Genomic DNA, 22,849 nt, shown 5'->3' with positions numbered 1-22,849 from the left:
GCACCCCGCGGGCACTCACCACCATCGGAAGCTAGCGACCAAGAGTGGAAACCTAACCGTAGGGCAGGTCACACTGTCACCTGATCGTGCAGCAGTCCCCACCGCCCCCGCCGCAGTAGTGGCAGGGAACTCAGGCCGATTCACGGTCACCAGGCCGGCGGGCCTTCGCAGCCGGATAGCCACCAGAGGTGAGGAACCCACACCCACTCGCACGCACGGCGCGACAGGTGAGCGCGATCCCGAACTGATCGCGGTATATGTCAATAAATGCGATCATCTCGTCGTCCGCCGGTCGAGCCTCGTGGCGAAGAACACTGGGGCGCACTTCAGGATCTCGTTGGTCCACCACAGCTGCCCTTTCTCTCGCTTGAGTCGCCGGATCTCCGCCTGCACATCCGTACTCCGCCCCGGCTTGGCGCCCGCATCGACCGCTGCCTGCTCGATCCAGCGCCGCGCAGCGACTCGGTCGAGATGTTCAACTTCGGGGCGATCTCCCGGATTGCCTGGTACTGCGACAGGCGCCCTCGGCCTCCATGCGATCGGTGCCCCAACTAATCGCCCGATGCTTCACGGACTGTGGATACTTGCTCGACACTGTCCAATCTAAAGGTCGGAACAATCCCCCCTCCCGGGCGCTGCACTTCAATGCTATGGTGGCTTTGTGTCTATCAGACCAAGTCAGACTAAACGGGGCAGGGAGTGGCTAACGAACTTTGCCGATTCAGAACAATCGACTGCCACGCTGCTCCTTGATAGCTTGCAATTTGTAAACGCGACACAGGTCAAGGATGGGCTAAGGTCGCGAATTGAAGAGGTTGGGCCTCGTTTCCGAGGAGAAAAGTGCCTCTTGCTTCCTGTGTTGTCCATTGAAGATATTGACAGGCAGGTCGAATGTGTCAAGAAGTATAGTAGATATACAGGATCTCCATTCGATGCGTCCAATGAAGATCCTGCAGGATTGTCTCAGGATTGTCGAGGGTATAATACTAAGACTCGGCATGTTGCCTACCTCACTTTCGAGCCTGGAGTTTTTATTCCGGCAACGCCCGGAAGTGAGGCTGCCGTAGCCAGCTTGCTTCGAGAGTTCACTGGGGAGAGACCGGAATCCAATGGGTATCAGTGGTTGCATCCTGCGAGCACTTTAAGTGAGCTACGTGAGCATCGATGCCATGTGATTGTACTAGCTACGGATTATATCGGTTCCGGACGCCAAGTTTTGGAATTTGCGGCTACACTTGCGCGAAATCCAAGACTTCGTAGTTGGCGATCTTTTGGTCGGCTAAAATTTGTGGTGGTTGCCTACGCGGCCTCCGAGAGGGGGCGGAGGGCCTTAAATAGTGCTCGGGATGTTGATGCAACGTTCATATACCGCCCTGCCCCGTCATTCCGGGATGCGTATTGGACTCCGGAGGAGCGCCAGGCGATAGAGGAGATGTGCCTTAAGTACACTCCGAAGCGGAAGAAGTTCGAGGCACTTGGGCACAAAGGCAGTGCAGGTTTGTTTGTTGCTCCTGATAGCGTGCCAAATAACATACCGTATATCCTTCGCCGTGTTCAATCGGGTTGGCGACATTTCTTCAATAATCGCAGTTTTCCCGCTGACCTAAGGCATGAATTGAATCAATATGATCCACCTTTGCGGGATCCGGCCAGATTGGCCACGATTGCAAACCAGCAACGATTGGCGCGTGCACTGCAATCTGGAGATGTTCGGATGCCGGCGGATAGACTCATCGCGGTTCTCGCTCTTATGAACGCCAGTGCGCAAACGTGCGAAAGTCTTACGCACCAACTCGGGCTTCCCGACGATGATATTGCTGCGATGCTTAAATTCTTGGAGCGGAGCGGAATGATCACCGGGTCAATGACTGTAACACCGCGTGGACGGCAAGAGATTCACAGTGCGAGAAGATTGAATAGGGTCTCGACCGCAGGACTAGCAGGCAGTATGGAAAACTACTATCCTAGGACACTGAGATGGGGAGCCGAGTGGGGGATCTAGCGAAGCCGACGCCTAGTGTCGGCGCATCGAGTCGCAAGACTCGACGGTTGCGGCTGACCGTAACCGATGGACGAGCCCTCGCTACGCGTGGGGAGGCGAACCTGCCCAACGCCGACGCAGGCTGGGGGGCATGTCCGCCTACCCTTGCGGGATGACACCGAAGTAGATGAACCACTCGTCTCCTCATCACTATTCTCGCGCCGGACGCGAAGCGGGCGTTTCGGAGTCCGTTGTTCGCGCAGCTTTGGCCCAGTCGCATTTAATAGAGGAGTCTGGTTCATTTCCGATCCTCAGTTTGGGGCACCTTGCTCACCTGTCAGGTGCTCCGTACTTATACCTAAGAGAAATAGTCCAGCGAGTTCGGGATCCGTACCAGGACATCTCGCAAAGAAAAAAATCTGGCGGAACACGCCCAATTTCTGCACCTGAGCCTGTTCTCATGGATGTACATCGATTTATATTGGATCGAGCTCTGGCAAGTGTTCCGCTTCATCCGGCCAGTTTTGCTTATACTAGGGGACGAAATATTAAGCAGTGCGCCGAGCGGCATCTAGGCGCGAAATGGTTATTCAAATTTGACATCACGAACTTTTTTGGCCAGGTGAAGGAGCCGTCGGTTTTTCGAGTGTTCCGTCGGCAAGGCTACTCTCGATTAGTCTCTCTGGAATTGACTCGAATTTGTACGCGCGCCCCTCTCTCAAAAAATTTGGGCTCCCGGTCACGTTATGACGTGATTCCATCCTATAGCGTAGATCAGCGTGGTTGGTTGCCACAAGGAGCTCCCACGAGCGGGGCCCTGTCTAACGCGGTCGCGGCCCCTCTTGACCACGATTTGACAAGTCTTGCTGATCGGCACGGTCTCGTATATTCGCGTTATTCAGATGATATGTTCTTTTCTGCCGGCCAAGGTTTTTCCAGGCCAAAGGCAAAGGCTCTGGTTCGAGAAGTTGACCGCACCGTCCAGAGACATCGATTTTTATTGCACCGAAAGAAGACTCGTGTGATTCCACCTGGTGCCCGTCATATTGTCTTGGGGTTGCTTGTTGATTCTGGTCAGGTTCGGCTACTCCCCGAATTTCGACGCCGGGTGGAAGTCCATATCCGTGGGGTTGGCAGGTTTGGGCTTGATTCTCACGTCGAGCATCGTGGATTCCGGTCGATGTTTTCGTTTATTAGTCACGTCGATGGTTGCCTTGCTTTTGCGTCATCTGTCGAACCAGATTGGGCAGAGAGCTGTAGAGTTAGGTGGGAAGCAGTTCTGAAGGATCAAGGCTTTCCCATATGAGCCCATGCGTTTGGGCAAGGATGTACATGTCGAAAGTGTGGTTTTTCGCCACCCGGGAGCGTAAGTGGTGGTGCGCCGGTATGGTCGGCACACTGCAGACTTGGAGAGTGGTTGGTTTAGGGGACAATGGTAGTTGTCGCCGTGATGGGGGGAGTGTTAGGCAAAAGCGGGGCAGCGTAGGGCGTTAAATGAAGTGTTGCGTTCCATCTCGACCTGAATTATGGTCGCCCGACGGCAATTGAGAGGGTCATCAACCACGCCACCTTCGCGGGCCTGAAATAGGCTCTAGATCCGCACAGCGAAGGGTGGTAAGCAGGGTAGGTGCGAGTCAAGGAGGTAGGGCAAAAGTGCGCCTGGTCTTGCCTGATGAGGGCCCGCCTCGTGGTCGTCACCCCGACTCTCCTAACCGCTTTGACCCGAACACTGTACTTGCCATCGGGGTCAACGTCAGGTCACAAGATGTTAGTGGCGCCCGCACTCAGCGGGCGCCACTCACATTCACCTACAAAACAAAGATCACTTCACGTCGAACCGGTCCGCGTCCATGACCTTCGCCCACGCCTTCACGAAGTCGCGCACGAACTTCTCCTTGGCGTCGTCGGCCGCGTAGACCTCGGCCACGGTGCGCAGCTCCGAGTTGGAGCCGAACACCAGGTCGTTGCGGGTGCCGGTCCACTCCCGGCCATCGGCGGTCACACCGCGGTACTGACCCTCGGCCACCTTTTCCCACTGGGTGTCAATGTCCGTCAACGCCACCAGGAAGTCGTTGGAGAGCACACCCACCTGATCGGTGAACACACCGTCAGTGGAGGACCCGTGAACGGCACCCAGCACACGCAGACCCGCCACCAGCACGGTCATCTCCGGAGCGGAGAGACCCAACAGGTTGGCCCGGTCAATCAGGGCGAACTCCGCCGGGAACTCCTTGTTGCCGCGGGGATCGTAGTTGCGGAATCCATCCACCTTGGGCTTCAGGAATTCCTGGCCGGTCACATCGGTCTGCTCCTGAGAGGCATCACCACGCCCGCCGGTGAACGGCACGGACACGGTCACGCCGCCGTCGGCAGCTGCCTTCTCAATGGCCCAGTTGCCGGCGATCACCACGGTGTCTGCAAAGGACACTCCGTGATCGGAGGCAATGGACTCCAGGGCAGAGATGACCGGACCGGTCACGGACGGCTCGTTGACCTCCCAGGACCGCTGCGGCTCCAGGCGGATGCGGCCACCGTTGGCGCCACCGCGGAAGTCGGAGGTGCGGAAGGTGGAGGCAGCAGCCCAAGCGGTCTTGACCACGTCGGTCACGGACAGCCCGGCAGCGGCCACGGCATCCTTGACCGCAGCAACCTCAGAATCGCCGGGGACGGAATCCGGGGCGGGGATGGGATCCATCCACACCAGCTCCTCCGCGGGGACCTCGGCACCGTGGTGGCGGGAGATCGGGCCCATGTCACGGTGGGTCAGCTTGAACCACGCGCGAGCATAAGCATCCTGGAACGCTGCAAAGTCATCCTTGAACTTGCGGGAGACCTTGTCGTACTTAGGGTCAAACCGCAGCGCCAAGTCAGAGGTCAGCATGCGCGGCTCACGCCGCCCGTTGCCGTCTGCCTCCGGAACCATGTCCGAGCCGCCACCGTTGACCGGACGCCACTGCTGGGCACCAGCAGGGGAGTGGAACAGCTCCCACTCGTAGGCGTAGAGGATGTGGAAGAACTCGTTGTCCCAACGGGTCGGGTGGTAGGTCCAGGTGACTTCCAGACCGGACGTGATGGTGTCCCGCCCATGACCGGAACCGTAGGAGTTCTTCCAGCCCAGGCCCATCTGCTCCAACGGAGCGGCCTCGGGCTCGGGGCCAATATGGTCCGGAACCTCAGCGGCACCGTGGGTCTTGCCGAAGGTGTGACCGCCGCCGATCAGCGCCACGGTCTCCTCGTCGTTCATGCCCATACGGCCGAAGGTCTCGCGGATGTCGATCGCGGACTTCTTCGGGTCCGGCTCACCCTCCGGGCCCTCCGGGTTGACGTAGATCAGACCCATTTCCACTGCGGCCAGCGGGTTCTCCAGGTCGCGGTCGCCCTTGTAGCGCTCGCCACCACCGTTGGTCCACTCGGTTTCGGGGCCCCAGTAGACATCGTCCTCGGGCTCGTAGGCATCCACACGGCCACCGGAGAAGCCAAAGGTGGGCATGCCCATGATCTCGTGGGCCACGTTGCCCGCCAGCACAATCAGGTCAGCCCAGGACAGGGACTGGCCGTACTTCTTCTTCACCGGCCACAGCAGGCGCCGTGCCTTGTCCAGGGAGGCGTTGTCCGGCCAGGAGTTCAGGGGCGCAAACCGCTGCTGACCGGTACCGGCACCGCCGCGGCCATCCTGTGACCGGTAGGTGCCGGCGGAGTGCCAGGCCATACGAATCATGAACGGCCCGTAGTTGCCAAAGTCTGCGGGCCACCAGTCCTTGGAGGTGGTCAGCACCTCCGCAATGCTCTGCTTGACCTCAGCCAGATCCAGCGCCTCAAAGGCTGCGGGGTAGTCAAAGTCGGGATCGTGCGGGTTGATCACTGGCTGTTCCTTGGCCAGGATCTTCAGGTTCAACCGATTGGGCCACCACTGCTGGTTGGCGTCGCCGGAGGTCGGGTGCGGCAGGGAGGCGCCGTGCGCAACCGGGCACTTGCCTTCGGAGGACTCCTGAACCGGCTGCTCCGGCAGACCGGTGGCCTCGGTCTCAGTCATCTCACCGACGGTGGTGGAGTCATCGCCATGAGGCAGGTTCTCAGTGCTCACTTCTGTTCCTTTCAATCGGGACAAACCTTGGGGTCTGGAAAGTTGGGTTCTCAGGTGACCTTGGACGGCGACGACGACGACGCTGCCGCCTCCCGGTCAGGCTGCTTGCGGCAGTCCGGGCACAAGCCCCAGTAGTAGATCTCTGCCTCGTCCACTAAGTACCCATGGTTCTCCTCCAGGTGCAGGCAGGGGGCCTGACCGGTGGAGCACGGGACGTCCACCAGCTGCGCGCATCCGCGGCACACCAGGTGATGGTGGTTGTCATTGCGTCGGATCTCGTACAGGGCGGAAGATCCGGCCGGCTGCAATGAGCGGACCAGGCCGGCTTCCGTGAGCGCATGCAGGCAGTCGTAGACAGCCTGGTGAGACACGGACGGATTCTCCTGCCGTACCGCTTCCAGAATCGCTGCGGCATCCGCGTGCTGGTTGCGGTCCAGGGCTACGAGCACTGCCACGCGGGGTCGAGTGACCCGCAGACCGGCATCACGCAACATGGCGCGTTCCGGCAGCTCATCGGTTGTGATGGTGCTCATGAACACCATGGTGCCTGGTTAATTGGAATCCTTCAAGAAAGGCGTGCCTTGCCTCATGAGATGTAGGTTTTCAAGACCGCGTCGTGGGCTTGCGAGCATGTCCATGACGCTGCGCACGTCATCTTGTGGACATGTCGATTCTGCCGCCGGTCTGCCTGGGTTTTGGGATAATTCCCGCGTGACCGATGCACCCCATCACGTTCCTCACCCGCCGTCGCGCAGCCCGCTGCTGGCCGGTGACCGGGCTGCCGAGCCCCGCACCTTGGTGGACGTTTTCCTGGAAACCGTCCAGAACCACGGAGACTCCCCGGCGCTGGATGCGGCCGGATCGGTGTTGACCTACACCGAGTTCCACCAGGCAGCTGGTGAGATTGCCGCCGAGCTGGCGCACCTGGGGGTGGGCGCCGGGGACAAAGTGGGCGTGCGGGTGCCGTCCGGAACGGCCGATCTGTACGTGGCCATCATGGGCATCCTGCTTGCAGGTGCCGCCTATGTTCCCGTGGATGCCGATGACCCGGATGAACGTGCCCGCACGGTGTTTTCAGAAGCCCAGGTGGCCGCCGTGATCACGGCAGACCGTGTGGTCACCAGCCGCCTGCCGCAGATGCGTACGGCACTCACCCCGGCGGCGCCGTCGTTGACCGATGACTGCTGGGTGATTTTCACCTCCGGGTCCACGGGCAAGCCCAAGGGGGTGGCCGTCAGTCACCGCAGCGCAGCAGCTTTTGTGGACGCCGAATCCCGGCTGTTCCTGCAACGCAAGCCCATGGCGCCGGGGGACCGTGTGATGGCCGGGCTCTCCGTGGCTTTTGACGCCAGTTGTGAGGAAATGTGGCTGGCCTGGGCCCACGGTGCCTGCCTGGTGCCCGCCCCACGTTCCCTGGTGCGTTCCGGTATGGACCTGGGGCCGTGGTTGGTGGCCAACAACGTCACGGTGGTCTCCACTGTGCCCACCCTGGTCTCCCTGTGGCCGCCCGAAGCCCTGGCTGCCGTCCGTCTGTTGATCCTGGGCGGGGAGGCCTGCCCACCGGAGATCGGCGCTCGCCTGGCCAATGCCGATCGGGAGGTGTGGAACACCTACGGGCCCACGGAGGCCACCGTGGTGGCCTGTGCCGCACAGTTGACCGGTGAGCCCCCGGTGCGCATCGGCCTGCCGCTGGATGGTTGGGACCTGGCCGTGGTGGACGCTTCCGGGCACCCGGTCCCGGAAGGCGAAACCGGGGAACTGATCATTGGCGGCGCGGGGCTGGCCCGCTACCTGGACCCGGCCAAGGACGCCGAGAAATACGCGCCCATGCCCACGCTGGGCTGGGAGCGCGCCTACCGATCCGGGGATGTGGTGGTCAACGACCCCGCCGGGCTGCTGTTCAAAGGCCGCGCCGATGACCAGGTCAAAGTGGGTGGCCGCCGCATTGAACTCGGGGAGATCGATGCCTCCCTGCTGGCACTGCCCGGCGTGGTGGGAGCAGCCGCTGCCGTCCGCAAAACGGGCAGCGGCAACTCGCTGATTGTGGGGTACCTAACCGTGGACCCCACGTTTGACCGCACCGCCAGCTTGGACCGGTTGCGCGCTGACATGCCCGCCGCCTTGGTGCCGCGCCTGGCGGTGGTGGAGGATCTCCCCACGCGCACCAGCGGCAAGATCGACCGCGACGCCCTGCCCTGGCCCCTGCCCGACGACGGTACTACCTCCTCCGCAGGTCTGGGCCAGACCGGCGCATGGTTGGCGGAGATCTGGAATGACGTCCTGGGATCGCGACCCAGCGCAGCGGAGGAAGACTTCTTTGCCCTGGGTGGAGGCTCCCTGACGGCAGCGCAGATCGTGGCGCGGGTGCGTGAACGCCACGTCAATGCCACCGTGGCCGATGTCTACGAACACCCCACCATCGGTGACTTTGCCGCCTGGCTGGACACCCTGGAAACGCCCGTGGGCCGACTCAATGAGCAGGTCCAGCCCGTCTCCCGCCTGACACAGGCCGCCCAGATGGTGGCCCTGGTGGGTTTGCGTACCATCAGCGGATTGCGCCTGCTCCTGTGGTTGGCACTGGGTGTCCGCGTGGCGGATCTGCTGGGGTGGTCCCTTCCCGCTCAAAGCGTTGGCCTGGCGCCGTGGTGGGTGTTGGGCCTGGCCTGGGTGCTGCTGGTGTTGGCACCGGGACGGTTGGCGGTCACCGCCGTCGTGGTCCGGGCAATCCTGGCCGGGGTACGCCCCGGTACCTACCGGCGCGGTGGCCGAACGCATCTGCGGTTGTGGCTGGCCGAGCGGTTTGCGGAGGAAATGGGCGTGGGGCACGTGGGTGAGGCCGGCATGATGCGCTGGTACGCCCGCTGGCTGGGGTGTCAGGTGGGCCGGGACGTGGACCTCCACGCCATGCCACCGGTGACCGGGTTCCTGACCCTGGGCAACGGAAGCTCGATCGAACCGGAAGTGGACCTGCAGGGACACTGGATCGACGGCGCCACCGTGCACGTGGGCCACATCCGTGTGGGCAAACGCGTCCGCGTGGGTGCCCGCTCCACCCTTGCGCCAGGTGCGCGGATCGGTGCGGATGCGGAAATCGCCCCGGGCTCCACGGTGTTCGGCCCCGTGGGGGAGCAACAGCGGTGGTCCGGCTGCCCGGCAGCACCCGTGGGGGACGCGCGTGGTCCGTGGGGTCCGCGGCCCAAGAACCGACCCGTGTTCAGCGTGCTGTACGGACTGGCCGGAACGCTGATCTCCGCGCTGCCTGCCGTGGCAACACTGGTGGGCCTGGCTGTGCTGTGGCTGCCGCTGCGTGCCACCACCTCCTTGGGAGATGCCCTGCTGACCGCAGCACTGTGGCTGCCGCTGGCTGCGTTGGCCGGTTACGCCACCTTGGCCCTGATGATCCTGGTCCTGATTCGGCTCTGTGCCCTGGGGCTGGAGGGCGGTCCACATCCGGTCCAAGGCCTGCGTGCACTGCAGACCTGGACCACGCTGCGCCTGATGGATGAAGCCCGCACCTGGCTGTTCCCCCTCTACGCCGGGATGGCCACCACGTGGTGGCTGCGGGCACTGGGAGCTCGGGTGGGCCGCGATGCCGAGGCCTCCACCGTGCTGATGATCCCCAGCTTGACCCGTGTGGGTGCCCGGGCATTTCTGGCCGATGACACCTTGATCGGCGGTTATGAACTGGGTGGGGGATGGCTGCGGGTGGAACGCGTGAAGATTGGCCGCGGCGCCTTTGTGGGCAACTCCGGGATGACCGCCCCAGGGCGCAAAGTCCCCAAGGAATCCCTGGTGGCCGTGCTCTCCGCGGCACCGCGCCGCAAGAGCGCCAAGGCAGGGTTGTCCTGGGTGGGATCCCCGCCGGAGAAACTGCGCCGCACCCACAGCGACGTCGACTCATCCCGCACCTATGAACCCTCCACCGGCCTGCGGATTCTGCGCGGAGTGATTGAGACCTGCCGGATCCTCTCCCTGCTGGTCCACATGGCCCTGTACCTGGTGGTTTTCGGGGCGCTCGCCGTGGTGGCCTCCACGTGGGGGCTGTGGGCGGCGGCGGTGGTCTCCGGTGTCGTGCTCCTGGGGGTTGGCGTACTGGCTGTGACTGCGGCGTTGCTTGCCAAGTGGCTGTTGGTGGGTCGGTGGAAACCGTCAGAACATCCGCTGTGGTCCGGATTCGTGTGGCGGGGGGAATTGGCGGACACCTTTGTGGAAGCAGTGGCCGTCCCGTGGCTGCTGCGTTTTGTGCCCGGCACCCCCGTGCTGAATCTGTACTTTGCCTCCATGGGCGCCCGAGTGGGGCGCGGGGTGTGGAGTGAGACCTACTGGCTGCCCGAACACGATCTGATCGAGTTGGGGGATGCCGTGACCGTCAACCGTGGATCTGTGGTGCAAACTCACCTGTTCCATGACCGTGTGCTGGCCATGGACACCGTCTGTCTTGGTCCTGGCGCCACGCTGGGGCCCAACTCCGTGATCCTCCCGGCCGCCACCTTGGGGCGCTACGCCACCGTGGGACCCGGTTCCCTGGTCATGCGCGGGGAATCGGCACCGGACAAGACCCGGTGGATCGGCAACCCCATAGGGCCGTGGGTGGAGGAGGCGGACTAGACTTCCGGACTGTCAGCCCACGTACCACCAGCCCTGATCGGAGCCGAATGACCAACCCAGACCCGTACCTGAGAGGGCACGGAGACACCCGCTACCGGGTGTCCCACTACGACCTCAAGCTCAGGTACAAGGTGTCATCCAACCGGTTGGAGGAACAGGCTCAGCTCTACGTGGAGATCGTGGAGGCCACGTCCCGGATCGATGTTGACCTCTACGGTCTGCGCCTGGGCAAAGTGCTGCTGGACGGCCGCCCGGCCAAGTTCCGGCACCGCGGCCAGCGCGTGACCGTTGAGGTGGGCGATCGCGTCCCTGGAAACCGGTTCCTCCTGGAGTTCAAGCTCACCGGCACCCCACGCCCGGTGCCCGGTGTGCACGGGGCTGCCGGTTGGGAGGAACTCACGGACGGATCCATGGTGGGTTCCCAGCCGCAGGGCGCCCCCGGTTGGTTCCCCTGCAACAACGACGCCGCAGACAAAGCCACCTACCGCATTGAAGTCACCACCGATCCCGAATACCACGTGGTGGCCAACGGAACCCTGACGGACTCCACCCGCAGTGGGGCCACCCGCACCTGGACGTATGTGATGGACCGGCCCATGGCGCCGTATCTGGCCACGGTTCAGATCGGGCCGTACGTAGTACAGAAACGTCCGGCCTCCGTGCCCGTGGAGGTGGTGCACCCCCGCACGGTGCATGTGGGGCACGGGTCGGCCTTTGAACGTCAAGCCGAGATGGTGGAGTACTTCTCCCAGGTGTTCGGCCCCTACCCGTTTGCGGAATACCGCGCCGTGGTGGTGGATGATGACCTCGAGATTCCACTGGAGGCTCAGGGTTTGAGCACGTTCGGGCTCAATCTGGTGGCACCGGAGTGGAACAACGAGCGCCTGGTGGCCCATGAACTGGCACACCAGTGGTTCGGCAACAGCGTGACGAGCCGCCAGCTCAGTGACATCTGGCTGCATGAGGGCTTTGCCTGCTACGCCGAATGGCTGTGGTCCGAGCGCCGCGGGGGATCCGTGTCCGCACAGGATCGAGCTGCAGAGCACCACGCCGCCTCGTCCTCCACACCCGTGTTCCGCACCCTGGCAGATCCTGGGGTGCGCAACATGTTTGACGACTGGGTCTACAAACGCGGTGCCCTGACCTTGCACGCCCTGCGCGCGGAGCTGGGGGATGCCGTGTTCTTTGACCTCCTGCGCAGCTGGACCCGGGAGCACGCCGGGGGCACGGTGACCACGGATGACTTTGAGGCGCATTGCCTGCGCTGGGCCGGTGCCGCAGGCGCTCAGGTGGATGACCTGCTCCAAGCATGGCTGCACCGCTCCGAATTGCCGCCTCTGCCGGTGCTCAGCTCCTGATCACCCGGATGTTCTCCCGGGATGCGCCGGGCTGCAGCACGGCGACGGCGCAGGTCCACTCCGGACCAAGATCCACGTCCAGAATGGTGGCTGCCGGCCCCTCCAGCACGGTGCCATCCGGTGCCAGTCGGATGCTGCGTGGATGAGTGATCAGTCCCGTTCCATGGGCTTTGAGCAGGGCTTCTTTGCGGACCCACAGCAGGGTACGGGCGTCGTCGTCGGGGCAGTGTTCACGGGCGTGAACGGCCACGGTCTCAAAGTGGGGGAAGGCGGCGGCACCTGCGGTCTCCAGGTCAATGCCAAGGGTACTGTCCCGGCACACGGCCACCACGCCGAGCGCACCCGTTCGAGGGCGTGACAGGGACACCCCGAATGCGCCAGCCGAGCTCAGCAGAACGGGTCGGCCGTGCTCAGAACTGCCGCACGCGGTACAGGAGTGGGTGAGCCGAACGGACGGATCCCCAGTGATCTGGGCTGCCAGCTCACCAAGTGTCCGGTGCAGGTCATCGGCTGGCGCCATCCTGATGTGAATGTCCGTGATGTGCTCCTGAATGCCCGATCTCCTGACCAAGCGGTCATATATGATGCTAAGGTCTTGGCAGTGACTCAAGTCACATTATCTGTCCCGACGCGCACCTGTGGTGACCTCAGAGGCAGGCACGAGACGGGGGATACTTGATGCCACTCACGGGAGATCTTTTCACCCTCAAGGATCGCGCCGGCACCACCATTGCACCACCGATCCGCAACCCGCACCACCAGGAGGATCCATGTCCGGACGGAACAATTTCTTCAAGGTCGCCGCACTGACCGGCGTTGCAGCTCTGGCGCTCACCGCATGTGGTGACGGCGGAGGAAATGGCGATGGCGGTGGGGACGGGGAGACCTACCAGATCGGCATCACCCAGATTGTCTCCCACCCGTCCCTGGACGCCGCCCGCGAGGGCTTCAAGTCCGCCTTCGAGGAAGAGGGCATTGAGGTCGAATGGGATGAACAGAACGCTCAGGGTGAGCAGGCCACTGCCTCCAACATTGCAGGCACCTTTGCCAACGACAACAAGGACCTGGTGCTGGCCATTGCCACCCCCACTGCCCAGGCTGCGGCTCAGGCCATCCAGGACAAGCCGATCATCTTCACCGCTGTGACGGACCCGGAGGAAGCCGGACTGGTGGACTCCTGGGATGAACCCGGTGGCAACGTGACCGGTACTTCAGACATGAACCCGGTCAAGGAGCAGCTGGAACTGCTCAAGGAACTGGATCCGGACGTAAAGACCGTGGGAATTGTCTACTCCTCCGGGGAAGCCAACTCCCAGGTGCAGGTTGACCTGGCCAAGGAGGCCGCATCCGAGCTGAACCTGGAGATCCAGGAAGCCACCGTGACCAACTCCTCCGAGGTCCAGCAGGGCCTGCAGTCCTTGGACGTGGATGCCGTGTACGTCCCCACGGACAACGTGGTGGTCTCCGCCCTGGAAACCGTCATCCAGTACGGGGAGGAGAACCAGCTGCCCATCTTGGCCGCTGAAGGTGACTCCGTGACCCGTGGTGCCGTTGCCACCTACGGCATCGACTACGAGGCTCTGGGCAAGCAGGCCGGTGAAATGGCCATCCGCGTGCTGCGCGACGGCGAGGACCCGGTCACCATGGCCGTGGAGCAGCAGTCCGAGCTGCAGCTCTACATCAACCCGGAGGCTGCTGAGGCCCAGGGCGTGGACATCCCCCAGGAAGTCCGCGACCGCGCTGACGTGGTGGTCGGCGAGGACGTCGAGGCCCAGGACCCCGCCCAGGCCGGCGACCAGTGATCTGACGGACCGTTTGCCGTGACCCGACCCGCCCGTCTCCCTTTTCGCAACCACCACCTCCGGTGCGTGGCAGCGGAAGGGGAGCGGGCGGCGTCGTGGTCACGGTCAACGCGTACCCTCCCCATTTACTGCTGACGAGGACCCATGACTACTGCAGTCGAACTAGGGCTGATATACGCCATTGTGGCGCTGGGCGTTTACCTGACGTTCCGCGTGCTGAACTTCCCGGATCTGACGGTGGACGGATCGTTCACCGCAGGTGCCGGTACCGCCGGTGTGCTGATTGTCCAGGGGGTGAACCCGTTCCTGGCAACCGCTGCGGCATTCGTGGCCGGTGCTGTGGCCGGGCTGATCACCGGGCTGCTGCACACCAAGGGCAACATCAACGGGCTGCTGGCCGGCATCCTGACCATGATCGGTCTGTACTCCATCAACCTGCGCATCATGGGCGCCGCCAACGTGCCACTGCTACGTGAGGACACCCTGTTCACGCTGCTCTACAGCAACGTCAGCCGCGGCATCGGCTCCATTGTGGTGCTGGCAGTGGTGGCTCTGCTGTTCAAGATCGTGATCGACTGGTACCTGCACACCGATGCCGGGCTGGCACTGCAAGCCACCGGGGACAACGAGCTCATGATCCGCTCCTTTGCCGTGTCCACGGACCGGCAGAAGATCTACGGCCTGATGATCTCCAACGGTCTGGTAGCTGTGGCAGGCGCCCTGGTGGCGCAGTACCAGGGCTTTGTGGACATCCAGATGGGCATTGGTCTGATCCTGGTGGGCCTGGCCTCCGTGATTGTGGGGCAAGCGATCTTTGGCAACCGTGTGGTCATCCAGGCCACTTTGGCTGTGGTCCTGGGTGCCGTGCTCTACCGCTTGGCCATCCAGTTCGCGTTGAATGCCGGGCTGAACCCCAATGACATGAAACTGCTCTCCGCCCTGCTGGTGATCGTGGCCTTGCTGCTGCCGCAGTGGTCCGGGTTCCGCAAGATCGCCGGTTGGCGGCGCGGGTTGGGCTCCGGTGGTGCTGCCGGACTGACCGACGACGGAGCCGCAGCCACCTCGTCCGCCAACATGCCCGAGCGCGATCCCAACCAGCCGTCCACCGCGGCAAACCAGGTGGTGGGGGACCGCGCAGGCGTGGGGTCGCCGGGCGTGGGGTCGACGGGCTCAGGGGCATCGGGTGGCACGTCCTCGACCGGAAGCAAGGCGGTTTGACCATGCTGAACATCACCAATGTGTCCAAGACGTTCTTCCCGGGCACGGTCAATGAACGCAAGGCCCTGGTCAACGTGTCCCTGGAACTGCGCCCCGGGGACTTTGTGACCGTTATCGGCTCCAACGGTGCAGGCAAGTCCACCATCCTCAACACCATTGCCGGGCGGATCCAGCAGGACAGTGGGCGAGTGGAGATCGATGGCAAGGAGATCACCAAGCAGAAGGAGTTCCAACGCGCCGCCCGGATCGGGCGGGTGTTCCAGGACCCCATGGCCGGAACGGCCCCCAACCTGACGGTGGAGGAGAACCTCTCCCTGGCCGATCGCCGTGGAGCGTTCCGTGGGCTGGCGCGGGCTGTGTCCGGGTCCAAGCGGGATCGTTTTGCGGAGGAACTCAAGGTCCTGGAACTGGGCCTGGAGAATCGGATGAAGACCAAGGTGGGATTGCTCTCCGGCGGTCAACGCCAGGCCTTGAGCTTGCTGATGGCCACGTTCTCCAACCCCAAGGTGTTGCTGTTGGACGAACACACTGCAGCCCTTGACCCGCAGCGTGCCGAGCTGGTGACGCGCTTGACCAACCAGGTGGTGCGGGCTCAAGGGCTGACCACCCTGATGGTCACCCACAACATGAACCAGGCCCTGGAAGTGGGCAACCGGCTGATCATGATGCACGAAGGCCGGATCATCCTGGACGCCACCCCCGGGGAGAAGAAGCAGATGACCCCGGAGGACCTCCTCCGCCGGTTCTCCCAGCTCAAGGGCGCAGCTCTGGACGACAAAACCATGCTCCAGTAGGCGGCCCGCATCCCAGGCGGTTCCTCCCAGCCCGGGGTGCTAACCCGCGACCCTGCCGTTCAGGCTCCTGGCTGTGGTCTCACCTGCCGTTCGCTTAGCACACCGCTGCTGATGCCCAGGTCGGGTTTCGCCACCTCTGGGTACGCAAATGACCACGAAACTGCCGGTTGAGTGGTCATTTGCGTACCCAGAGGTGGTTTTTCCGTACCGAACCTCGTTACCTGGCAGTCTCCACCGCAGCCTCCTGAACGACGACGACGACGCCGGCCCGGCACCAACCCACAGGTTCAGCCCAGCTTGATGCAGCCATGCCCACAGAAGCCGGGCATCTACTGCAGACATGTCACTTCACCAGCGATCCGCGCCAGCGGCGCAATACTTAACGGGTTCGGACCACCTGCCCGCACCATCCGACTCCATCCACGCCCGAGCCAACCTGGGCACCTACCGCCAGGAACTCGCTGCAGAACGTGGCCGGCGCCAGCGTGCAGTCACGTTGTGGCTGGCCGGGATGGCGTTGGTGGCCGGTGTGGTCATGGCCATGACGGTGGCCTCGATCTTCCCGGTTGCGGTCACGGCCGCGGGCATCCTGGATGCGGTCTCCGTGGTGAGTGCGGCAGCAGGAACCTTGGGGATTCTGCTGCTGGTGGTACTGGCCGCACGGATCCCCGCGTTGGATCGAGCGTTTGGTCATGACGGACTGATTGCCTGGCACAAGGTGCTGGGGCCGTGGTCACTGGGGCTGGTGGCCGTACACATCGCAGGGTCCGTGTTGGCGGTGGCCTTTGCGGCAGCAGGAAATGCGGTGGGGGCTGCCGTGACCTTCGTGCTCTCTGACGGGGATCTGATCCTGGCCCTGCTGGGCTCCCTGGTGTTTGCTATGGGCGGGGTGACCTCCTTGTCCAAGGTGCGGGGTCGGTTGCCACGCAGCCTGTGGTGGAGCATTCATCTGAGCTTGTACGCCGGGATCATCCTGGCGTTCTTCCACCAGGTCACCGCAGGTGGTCCGTTCATCAGCGGGTTCGCCAAGGCCTTGTGGATCGGTCTGTATGCCCTGGTTGCTGCCTTGGTTCTGGGCTTCCGCGTGATCCGCCCGGTGCTGATCACCATGCGTCACGGGCCGACGGTGGAAGCCGTTGTCAACGAATCCCCGGGTGTGGTGTCCGTGTGGATGCGGGGTCGCAACCTGGAATCGCTGGGGCTGGAGCCCGGTCAGTTCATGACCTTCCGATTCCTCTCACCCGGCCTGATGTGGCACGCACGCCCCTTCTCCATCTCGGCCGTGCCACAAGCAGGCCTCATGAGGATCACCGTGGCAGAAGCGGGGACCGCCACAGCACGCATGCGGTTCCTGCGAACCGGCACCCGAGTGGCCGTTGAAGGTGCACACGGGGTTCTGACTCCCGTCCAGTTCGGTGCCGACCGCGCCGTCCTGGTGGGCGGTGGCGTCGGTGTTGCTCCATTGGTGCCCCTGGCCAGGGAGTTCGCAGCGCAAGGGGTGGCCACCGACGTCGTGTATCGGGCGCCGTCTGAAGAACGCGCGCCCCTGGTGGGCGAGTTGATAGAACTCCACAGAGCGGGCGTAATCCGGCTGCATCTGCTGACCGGCCCACGCATCTACCAGCCCCTGCACGCCGGGCGTTTGCGCAGTTTGTTGGGGGACATCAGCCAAGCCGAGATCTACCTGTGCGGACCGGTGGGTCTGACCAACGAGGTCCGGGTGGCAGCCCGTGCTCTGGGCACGGCTCCGGATCGCATTCACACCGAACTCTTTGAGATGTGAGGACACGCATCATGACCACTTCACGAACTCACACCGTGGGTCGAATGGCAGCCGTTGGCGCTGCTGCCGCCGTGGGGGTGCTCTCCACCGTGGCGTTGAACCCGCAAGCCCAGGCGCTGGTGCTGGGGGAGACCGCTCTGGTCCAGCCCCAGACAGCGACCACCACGGGCGGTGTCACGGGGAGCAACGAGGCCGCAGGCACAACGTCATCCACAGGGTCGGGGGATGCGAGTGGGACGGCGGGGGCGTCGTCGTCGACAACGTACACGGGCAGCACGGTGCAGACCCGCGACGGGCCGGTGCAGGCCACCGTGGACGGTTCCGGCACCATAACGGATGTGACGTGGCTGCAGTACCCCACGGGCGAGGGCACGTCCGTGCAGATCAATCAGCGGGCCATGCCGGTGCTCACGGATGAGGCGCTGAAGGCGCAGTCGGCCAAGGTGTCCAAGGTGGCGGGGGCCTCCTACAGCTCGCGGGGTTTTGCGCAGTCGCTGCAATCGGCGCTTGACCAGGCGGGGGTCTGAGATGACCGCCCAATTGGCCGCGCCCACCTGCCCCAGCCTGCGCCACCTGGAGGAGGTGTAGGGCACGGTGGTGACCATTGACATCCGGGGAGTTGACGGGTCGCTGCCGCCCGAATCGCAGGTGCACACCGTTTTGTCCCAGGCCAGCGCGTTCATGGACGGCGTGGATCGGGTGTTCTCCCCATTTCGTGCGGATTCCCTGGTCAGCGCCTACCGTCGCGGGGACCTGCCGGCCGTTCCCGTCAGCGGCTTCGGCCCGTTCTCCGACGACGACGTCGCGTGGTTCCGTCACGTCCTCAACGCCTGCGAACGAGGCCGAGAACTGACCGAAGGTGCCTTTGACCCGTGGGCGGTTGAGGGTGGATTCGACCCGTCGGGATTCGTGAAGGGATGGGCCGCTGAGGCGGTGGCGGACCTGCTGGTGGAACGCGGGTTGGGGAACGTGTGCGTCAACGCTGCTGGTGACCTGACGGTCCGGGGCATGGCGGATGTGAACGTGCCGTGGGTGGTGGGTGTGCCGCATCCGGAGGACCGGTACTCCATGGTGCATTCGTTCCCGTTGGGCGGAGGGTCGGCGGCGACTTCGGGATCTTCGGAGAAAGGTGAGCACATTGTGCTGCCCGGTGGACGCTGGCCAGGATTTGGTGCGCGGCAGGCCACAGTCTCCGGGCCGAATGCCGGGTGGTGTGAAATTCTCTCCACCGGTTTGATGGTTGCCGGTCGCTACGGACTGGACTGGTTTGCCCAGCTCCCCGGGTATCAGGCGTTCTGCGTTGACACCCGGGAAGACAAGGTGTTTCGGGTGGAATGAGGGCTGCCGTCAGTGGTTGGCGTCAGCGCCCACCATCAGTTCTGCGGCGTGGCGGTCTGCGGCGGCGCATCCTGAAATGGCTTGCATTCCGTGTGGGGGTGGTGGCTCAGATAAACCACCAGTGCCCGGTTTCCCACGGTGACGCTCAACAATCGGTGGACAACAGTCCACTCAACCACCGCCAGAGGCTCGATGGCTGCGACGTCGCGCATTCCGGTCAGCAGATCTGCATCGTGATTCCAGAGGCGGAACTCCATGCCTTCTGACTCGAAAGTGACGGTGTTGCCCTCCACCTCGGTGATGGTGGCTGGTTTCCAGGAAGGGTGCCCGGAGACCACCCGCATCTGAATCGGGTGGACCCTGTGTCCCCGTGAGTACAAGCTGCATGGCCCGGCCATGGAGACTGCTCCGATGCTGGGAATGTAGGTGGGATTGGCCAAAACATTGGCAGAGTGAGAGGTGGTTTCCACGGATACTTCTGTAGTCGCTACTTCCGCGCGAACTTGTGAACGGCGGCTGATCTTCTCCCGGGAGCACCGTGTGCGGGACGCGGTTGCTAGTCAGCTTGCCGGGAGTCATGAGCTGATCTTCTTGATCGTGGGAACCGGTTAGCAGCTGGTTTCTCTTGCCAAATTGCTTTCTGGGGGCAGGATGAAGTCATGAATGATCACACCTGGTCAGCAGCAGAGTCGTCCTAGGAACATCGCGTCACCCAGTTCTGGGAGACCGTGGAACTGTTCGATCGCCAAGGTGCGGTGGCAGGTATGGCAGCGTTGGTGGCGGAACGGCCGAATGAGGATCCTGACGCACACTTTGAGATGGGGTGCGTCTACGACTCCACTGGATTCGAGGCGGAAGCAGCTCGGGAATACCAGACTGCACGAGGTCTTGGGCTCAGTGGGGCACGCCTGGCACGGCTGAACATTCAACAGGCATCCACGCTGAGGAACCTGGGGCGAGTGGATGAAGCAATCGCCATGTTGGAGGCAGCCGAGCCTCACCCCGCCATTGGAGACGCACGTGCCGTGTTCCTGGGCTTGGCCCTTCACGACGCCGGACGGCACGGAGAGGCCTTGCGGGTGGTTCTGGAAGCTCTGATTCCAGATCTTCCGAGATACCAGCGGTCGGTTACCGCTTATGCGCGGGCGTTGACCGATGAGCAGTGACTCTCATCCTTTGACGGCTGGGCCGCGTGGTCGGCGGTTCCTGCTGGAGGTGGCACTGGGTCATGCCTGACTGGTCCCAGGTGGCATTTCATTACAGCGGGGTTCACCTGAGTATGACCGGTTATTTGTCCTCGGCCTGTATGGAGATCCCGGTGGACAAATACACATCAAGTGTTATTGCCGGATGGAATCCGGATCACACATATTGGTTCTCGGATGCGATATCTGGTGGCGCTGACGTCGTCGTGTGGAAAATGCACGACGACGGCTGACCTCAGTATGGATGGGTGAAGGGTCCATGAGGCAGAGAACGTGCGTCAGGCGCCACTGCCAGCGCCCTGTGGCAACCCCTGCCAACCTCGCCACTGGCCCGGAATCGCGGGGCTGACCGGTGCTAGCATGGTGGTGGGCCAAAGGCCCGGCGTGGCACCAGCGCCGGAGGGCATGGTGATCCCACGCGGATGCGAGATGACCATGGTGGCAGCGTGGGGCCGGTGAACAGCCCGGCAAGACAATCCCCTGCAGGGCATTAGTCGACCCCTTCATTCGGAGACTTGAACCGCAAAGGTGCGGTGATTCCACCGGGCATTTCATGACACACCTGCTCGTGGCAATCATGCTGGAGGTGTGAAATGACGAGTGAAGCATTTGTTCTGTGGTTTGAAGATCTCAAGTACACCGACATTCCCCAGGTGGGTGGCAAGAACGCCTCCCAGGGAGAGATGATTCGCAGCCTTTCAGAAGAGGGCGTCCGTGTGCCCGGTGGTTTTGCCACCACCGCCCACGCCTACCGCGAGTTCATCCGCCACAACCACCTCAAAGACATCTTGGCGGAGGAGACCCAGGCCCTGGACAAGGGCGAACGCAGCCTGGAACAGGTGGGAACCACCATCCGCCGCGCGCTGCGCCACGGGGAGTTCCCGGAGGAGATCGCACAAGTCATTCGTGAGGCGTACGCGGAAATGTGCCGCCGGGACGGGGCGGATGCAGCATCGGTTGCCGTGCGCAGCAGCGCCACCGCGGAGGACCTGCCGGAGGCCAGCTTTGCCGGCCACCAGGAGACCTACCTGAACATCAGCGGTGCTGAGGATCTGTTGGCCGCTTGCCGTCGCTGCTACGCATCCCTGTTCACAGACCGTGCCATCAACTACCGGCGCGAACGTGGATTCGACCACCTGGAGGTCGCCTTGTCCGTGGGCGTGCGGAAGATGGTCCAGTCCGACCGCGCCGGTTCCGGCGTGATGTTCTCGATTGACACGGACACGGGTTTTCCGGACGTCGTCGTGATCGATGCTGCCTGGGGACTGGGTGAGACCGTGGTGCAAGGTGCGGTTGACCCGGACGAGTACCGCGTGTTCAAGCCGCGGCTGAACGAACCTGGCCTGAACCCCATCCTGACCAAGACCCTGGGCCGCAAGGAAAAGAAGATAGTCTACGCGGTGGGCGGCAACGAATCCACCCAGACCGTGGACACCCAGGAAGCCGAACGCAAGCGGCTGGTGCTAGCCGATGAGGAGATCCTCACCCTGGCGCGCTGGTCGGTGATCATCGAGAAGCACTAAGGGCACTCGTTGAGGTACGTTCTGGCCTCCCGAATCTTGGCAGTCTTCGACGTGCTCGCAAACTTGAACACGTGGCTGAAGTGCATTCGACCTGACTCAGAATCTACGAAGCCATCACAGGAAGCGAGTCGGCCGTGCGTGATAATCGTATTGACTTCGAGGTAGTTGGGCGTGCTGCCCGAGCACGCGAAGTCGGCCGGGACAACATCACTGGCGGCCTCTCGCCCGGCGACTGTCCAGGTCACATCGTCGGTCAACCATGCTGTCATGGCCTCGGCATCCCTCTTCGCCCAGTTAGTGACGAACTCTCCGACTATGGCGATTCTCGGCGCATTCCCGCAGTCCGTGGGAAGAACGAGTTTCATTTGTTCAACAGCCCTTCATTTGTGGTGACCGGCAATGCGACTTCGCATCGCGTTAGCGATTCTTGATCGTCTGGTGTGTAGATTTCTCGGGGCGGCCCCGCAGATGCGAAACCGAGCTGACGGGCACGCATCTGGACCGCTTCGAATGCCGCGAGAATCCTGGGGAACTGGACATCCTCGGAAAGGACGTGCGTGAACAACTGCAGGTGCTCAGACTCCATTCGATGAGCGCGCTTCGCGTCGCGGAGCGGCACGCAGACCTCGATGGGGCCGTCGGACTCCCAGCCGACTTGGCCGTGGTAGATCACGATGAGCCCACCGCTTGCACCGCCACGGCCGTCCGCGAGCTGCAGGAGTTTCGCTGCGCTGGAGTGAATGACATCAGGCAGCTCGCGGGCGGACGTGTGCCGGGTCGATGTCAGAACCGCGCTGTCTGGAACGGTTCGCAGCGATACCTCAAACCGGGAGGATCCAGGCTGGCCGTCTCCGTCCAACGAGCCCTCTGCGACCGCGTGCTCGATGAAGCGAGCCAGGGATTGGCGACGTGCGTGCCGCTGCGCTTCGGCTTCCCGATAACGCGTTACGAAGGCTGATCTTTCATCTTCAGGCAGTCCCAGCAGCTCCCTGATCTGGTCAAGGGGCATGTCGATGCGCCGGAGCATGGTGACGAGACGGGCGACTTCGATCTGAGAGTGGCTGTACTTCCGATAGCCATTGAAGGCCCTTCACAGATGAGCATGGGTAGGGGTCTTGCGCCACGGCCGGTGTCCGCCGGCGGCGAGCAGGGCGC

Annotated in this window: 19 protein-coding genes and 1 riboswitch; of the genes, 13 read left to right on the top strand and 6 right to left on the bottom strand. The window is 63.1% G+C overall.

The genetic code is table 11. From position 1 onward, the window contains the following. Positions 1-661 precede the first annotated feature (661 nt). Entirely contained in the window at positions 662-2,002 is a 1,341-nt protein-coding gene (locus tag GTW58_RS15160) for a phosphoribosyltransferase-like protein (RefSeq protein ID WP_425338846.1), read from the top strand. A 166-nt stretch (positions 2,003-2,168) separates the two neighbouring features. After that, complete coding sequence (locus tag GTW58_RS15155; protein ID WP_119933593.1) at positions 2,169-3,287, top strand: reverse transcriptase family protein; 1,119 nt, start codon at positions 2,169-2,171, stop codon at positions 3,285-3,287. A gap of 516 nt (positions 3,288-3,803) precedes the next feature. Here GTW58_RS15155 and katG read toward each other — a convergent pair. Then, a complete protein-coding gene (katG, locus tag GTW58_RS11475; protein WP_119933598.1) occupies positions 3,804-6,014 on the bottom strand; it encodes a catalase/peroxidase HPI in 2,211 nt (736 codons plus the stop codon). Positions 6,015-6,115: 101 nt separating this feature from the next. Then, entirely contained in the window at positions 6,116-6,598 is a 483-nt protein-coding gene (locus tag GTW58_RS11470) for a Fur family transcriptional regulator (protein WP_119933597.1), read from the bottom strand. Positions 6,599-6,776: 178 nt separating this feature from the next. On the opposite strand from GTW58_RS11470, the gene GTW58_RS11465 reads away from it, so the two are divergent. Together GTW58_RS11465 and GTW58_RS11460 are read left to right on the top strand one after the other, a co-directional pair. Next, a complete protein-coding gene (locus GTW58_RS11465) occupies positions 6,777-10,673 on the top strand; it encodes a Pls/PosA family non-ribosomal peptide synthetase (protein ID WP_232818114.1) in 3,897 nt (1,298 codons plus the stop codon). Positions 10,674-10,720: 47 nt separating this feature from the next. Continuing rightward, positions 10,721-12,031 (top strand): M1 family metallopeptidase, encoded by a 1,311-nt coding sequence (locus GTW58_RS11460; protein WP_119933592.1) that lies wholly within the window; start codon positions 10,721-10,723, stop codon positions 12,029-12,031. On the opposite strand, the gene GTW58_RS11455 is transcribed toward GTW58_RS11460, so the two are convergent. Further along, on the bottom strand, positions 12,021-12,551 hold the full coding sequence (locus GTW58_RS11455) for a 4'-phosphopantetheinyl transferase family protein (RefSeq protein WP_119933591.1): 531 nt from the start codon (positions 12,549-12,551) through the stop codon (positions 12,021-12,023). The two genes, GTW58_RS11460 and GTW58_RS11455, sit on opposite strands and share 11 nt — an antisense overlap. Before the next feature lie 250 nt (positions 12,552-12,801). Here GTW58_RS11455 and GTW58_RS11450 point away from each other — a divergent pair, with 250 nt between their 5' ends. From GTW58_RS11450 to GTW58_RS11425, 6 genes are all read left to right on the top strand, one after another. Continuing rightward, positions 12,802-13,833 (top strand): ABC transporter substrate-binding protein, encoded by a 1,032-nt coding sequence (locus tag GTW58_RS11450; RefSeq protein ID WP_119933590.1) that lies wholly within the window; start codon positions 12,802-12,804, stop codon positions 13,831-13,833. A gap of 144 nt (positions 13,834-13,977) precedes the next feature. Further along, positions 13,978-15,051: an ABC transporter permease gene (locus tag GTW58_RS11445; RefSeq protein WP_119933589.1), complete on the top strand. Its 1,074-nt coding sequence runs from the start codon at positions 13,978-13,980 to the stop codon at positions 15,049-15,051. Between the two features lie 2 nt (positions 15,052-15,053). Beyond that, complete coding sequence (locus GTW58_RS11440) at positions 15,054-15,845, top strand: ABC transporter ATP-binding protein (RefSeq protein ID WP_119933588.1); 792 nt, start codon at positions 15,054-15,056, stop codon at positions 15,843-15,845. A gap of 340 nt (positions 15,846-16,185) precedes the next feature. Further along, positions 16,186-17,628, top strand: coding sequence for a ferredoxin reductase family protein (locus GTW58_RS11435; protein ID WP_119933587.1), 1,443 nt, complete (start codon positions 16,186-16,188; stop codon positions 17,626-17,628). 11 nt (positions 17,629-17,639) lie between these two features. Next, a complete protein-coding gene (locus GTW58_RS11430) occupies positions 17,640-18,155 on the top strand; it encodes an FMN-binding protein (RefSeq protein ID WP_198673453.1) in 516 nt (171 codons plus the stop codon). A gap of 70 nt (positions 18,156-18,225) precedes the next feature. After that, the gene (locus GTW58_RS11425; RefSeq protein WP_157980563.1) at positions 18,226-18,966 is read left to right on the top strand and encodes an FAD:protein FMN transferase; all 741 of its coding nucleotides are present in this window, start codon (positions 18,226-18,228) and stop codon (positions 18,964-18,966) included. A 35-nt stretch (positions 18,967-19,001) separates the two neighbouring features. On the opposite strand, the gene GTW58_RS11420 is transcribed toward GTW58_RS11425, so the two are convergent. Then, complete coding sequence (locus GTW58_RS11420; protein ID WP_119933585.1) at positions 19,002-19,436, bottom strand: hypothetical protein; 435 nt, start codon at positions 19,434-19,436, stop codon at positions 19,002-19,004. Positions 19,437-19,448: 12 nt separating this feature from the next. Further along, a riboswitch (SAM riboswitch) is annotated at positions 19,449-19,563 on the bottom strand. 131 nt (positions 19,564-19,694) lie between these two features. Here GTW58_RS11420 and GTW58_RS11415 point away from each other — a divergent pair. The 3 genes from GTW58_RS11415 (at position 19,695) to GTW58_RS11405 (ending at position 21,694) form a co-directional block, all read left to right on the top strand. Next, positions 19,695-20,132: a tetratricopeptide repeat protein gene (locus tag GTW58_RS11415; RefSeq protein WP_232818113.1), complete on the top strand. Its 438-nt coding sequence runs from the start codon at positions 19,695-19,697 to the stop codon at positions 20,130-20,132. Between the two features lie 113 nt (positions 20,133-20,245). Continuing rightward, a complete protein-coding gene (locus GTW58_RS11410) occupies positions 20,246-20,404 on the top strand; it encodes a hypothetical protein (RefSeq protein WP_157980562.1) in 159 nt (52 codons plus the stop codon). Positions 20,405-20,764: 360 nt separating this feature from the next. Next, positions 20,765-21,694: a PEP/pyruvate-binding domain-containing protein gene (locus GTW58_RS11405; protein ID WP_119933584.1), complete on the top strand. Its 930-nt coding sequence runs from the start codon at positions 20,765-20,767 to the stop codon at positions 21,692-21,694. On the opposite strand, the gene GTW58_RS11400 is transcribed toward GTW58_RS11405, so the two are convergent. Next, entirely contained in the window at positions 21,691-22,059 is a 369-nt protein-coding gene (locus GTW58_RS11400; protein WP_119933583.1) for a nuclear transport factor 2-like protein, read from the bottom strand. The two genes, GTW58_RS11405 and GTW58_RS11400, sit on opposite strands and share 4 nt — an antisense overlap. Next, positions 22,056-22,721 carry a MerR family transcriptional regulator gene (locus tag GTW58_RS11395; RefSeq protein ID WP_232818112.1) on the bottom strand — a complete coding sequence of 222 codons (666 nt, stop codon included), beginning with the start codon at positions 22,719-22,721 and terminating at the stop codon, positions 22,056-22,058. The genes GTW58_RS11400 and GTW58_RS11395 overlap by 4 nt, the downstream gene beginning before the upstream one ends. Between the last annotated feature and the right edge of the window lie 128 nt (positions 22,722-22,849).

This window comes from Kocuria subflava (genome assembly GCF_012163155.1).
In the GTDB taxonomy this organism is placed as follows: domain Bacteria; phylum Actinomycetota; class Actinomycetes; order Actinomycetales; family Micrococcaceae; genus Kocuria; species Kocuria subflava.
This window is presented reverse-complemented; position numbering and strand designations above follow the sequence as displayed.

What these genes read in the sequence shown, in the direction of transcription:
- GTW58_RS11470 (WP_119933597.1), bottom strand. Translation starts at nt 6,598, where the DNA reads ATGAGCACCATCACAACCGATGAGCTGCCGGAACGCGCCATGTTGCGT.
- GTW58_RS11455 (WP_119933591.1), bottom strand. Translation starts at nt 12,551, where the DNA reads ATGGCGCCAGCCGATGACCTGCACCGGACACTTGGTGAGCTGGCAGCC.
- GTW58_RS11400 (WP_119933583.1), bottom strand. Translation starts at nt 22,059, where the DNA reads ATGAAACTCGTTCTTCCCACGGACTGCGGGAATGCGCCGAGAATCGCC.
- GTW58_RS11440 (WP_119933588.1), top strand. Translation starts at nt 15,054, where the DNA reads ATGCTGAACATCACCAATGTGTCCAAGACGTTCTTCCCGGGCACGGTC.
- GTW58_RS11395 (WP_232818112.1), bottom strand. Translation starts at nt 22,721, where the DNA reads ATGCTCCGGCGCATCGACATGCCCCTTGACCAGATCAGGGAGCTGCTG.
- GTW58_RS15155 (WP_119933593.1), top strand. Translation starts at nt 2,169, where the DNA reads ATGAACCACTCGTCTCCTCATCACTATTCTCGCGCCGGACGCGAAGCG.
- katG (WP_119933598.1), bottom strand. Translation starts at nt 6,014, where the DNA reads ATGACTGAGACCGAGGCCACCGGTCTGCCGGAGCAGCCGGTTCAGGAG.
- GTW58_RS11445 (WP_119933589.1), top strand. Translation starts at nt 13,978, where the DNA reads ATGACTACTGCAGTCGAACTAGGGCTGATATACGCCATTGTGGCGCTG.
- GTW58_RS11435 (WP_119933587.1), top strand. Translation starts at nt 16,186, where the DNA reads ATGTCACTTCACCAGCGATCCGCGCCAGCGGCGCAATACTTAACGGGT.
- GTW58_RS11405 (WP_119933584.1), top strand. Translation starts at nt 20,765, where the DNA reads ATGACGAGTGAAGCATTTGTTCTGTGGTTTGAAGATCTCAAGTACACC.
- GTW58_RS11460 (WP_119933592.1), top strand. Translation starts at nt 10,721, where the DNA reads ATGACCAACCCAGACCCGTACCTGAGAGGGCACGGAGACACCCGCTAC.
- GTW58_RS11430 (WP_198673453.1), top strand. Translation starts at nt 17,640, where the DNA reads ATGACCACTTCACGAACTCACACCGTGGGTCGAATGGCAGCCGTTGGC.
- GTW58_RS11410 (WP_157980562.1), top strand. Translation starts at nt 20,246, where the DNA reads ATGACCGGTTATTTGTCCTCGGCCTGTATGGAGATCCCGGTGGACAAA.
- GTW58_RS11450 (WP_119933590.1), top strand. Translation starts at nt 12,802, where the DNA reads ATGTCCGGACGGAACAATTTCTTCAAGGTCGCCGCACTGACCGGCGTT.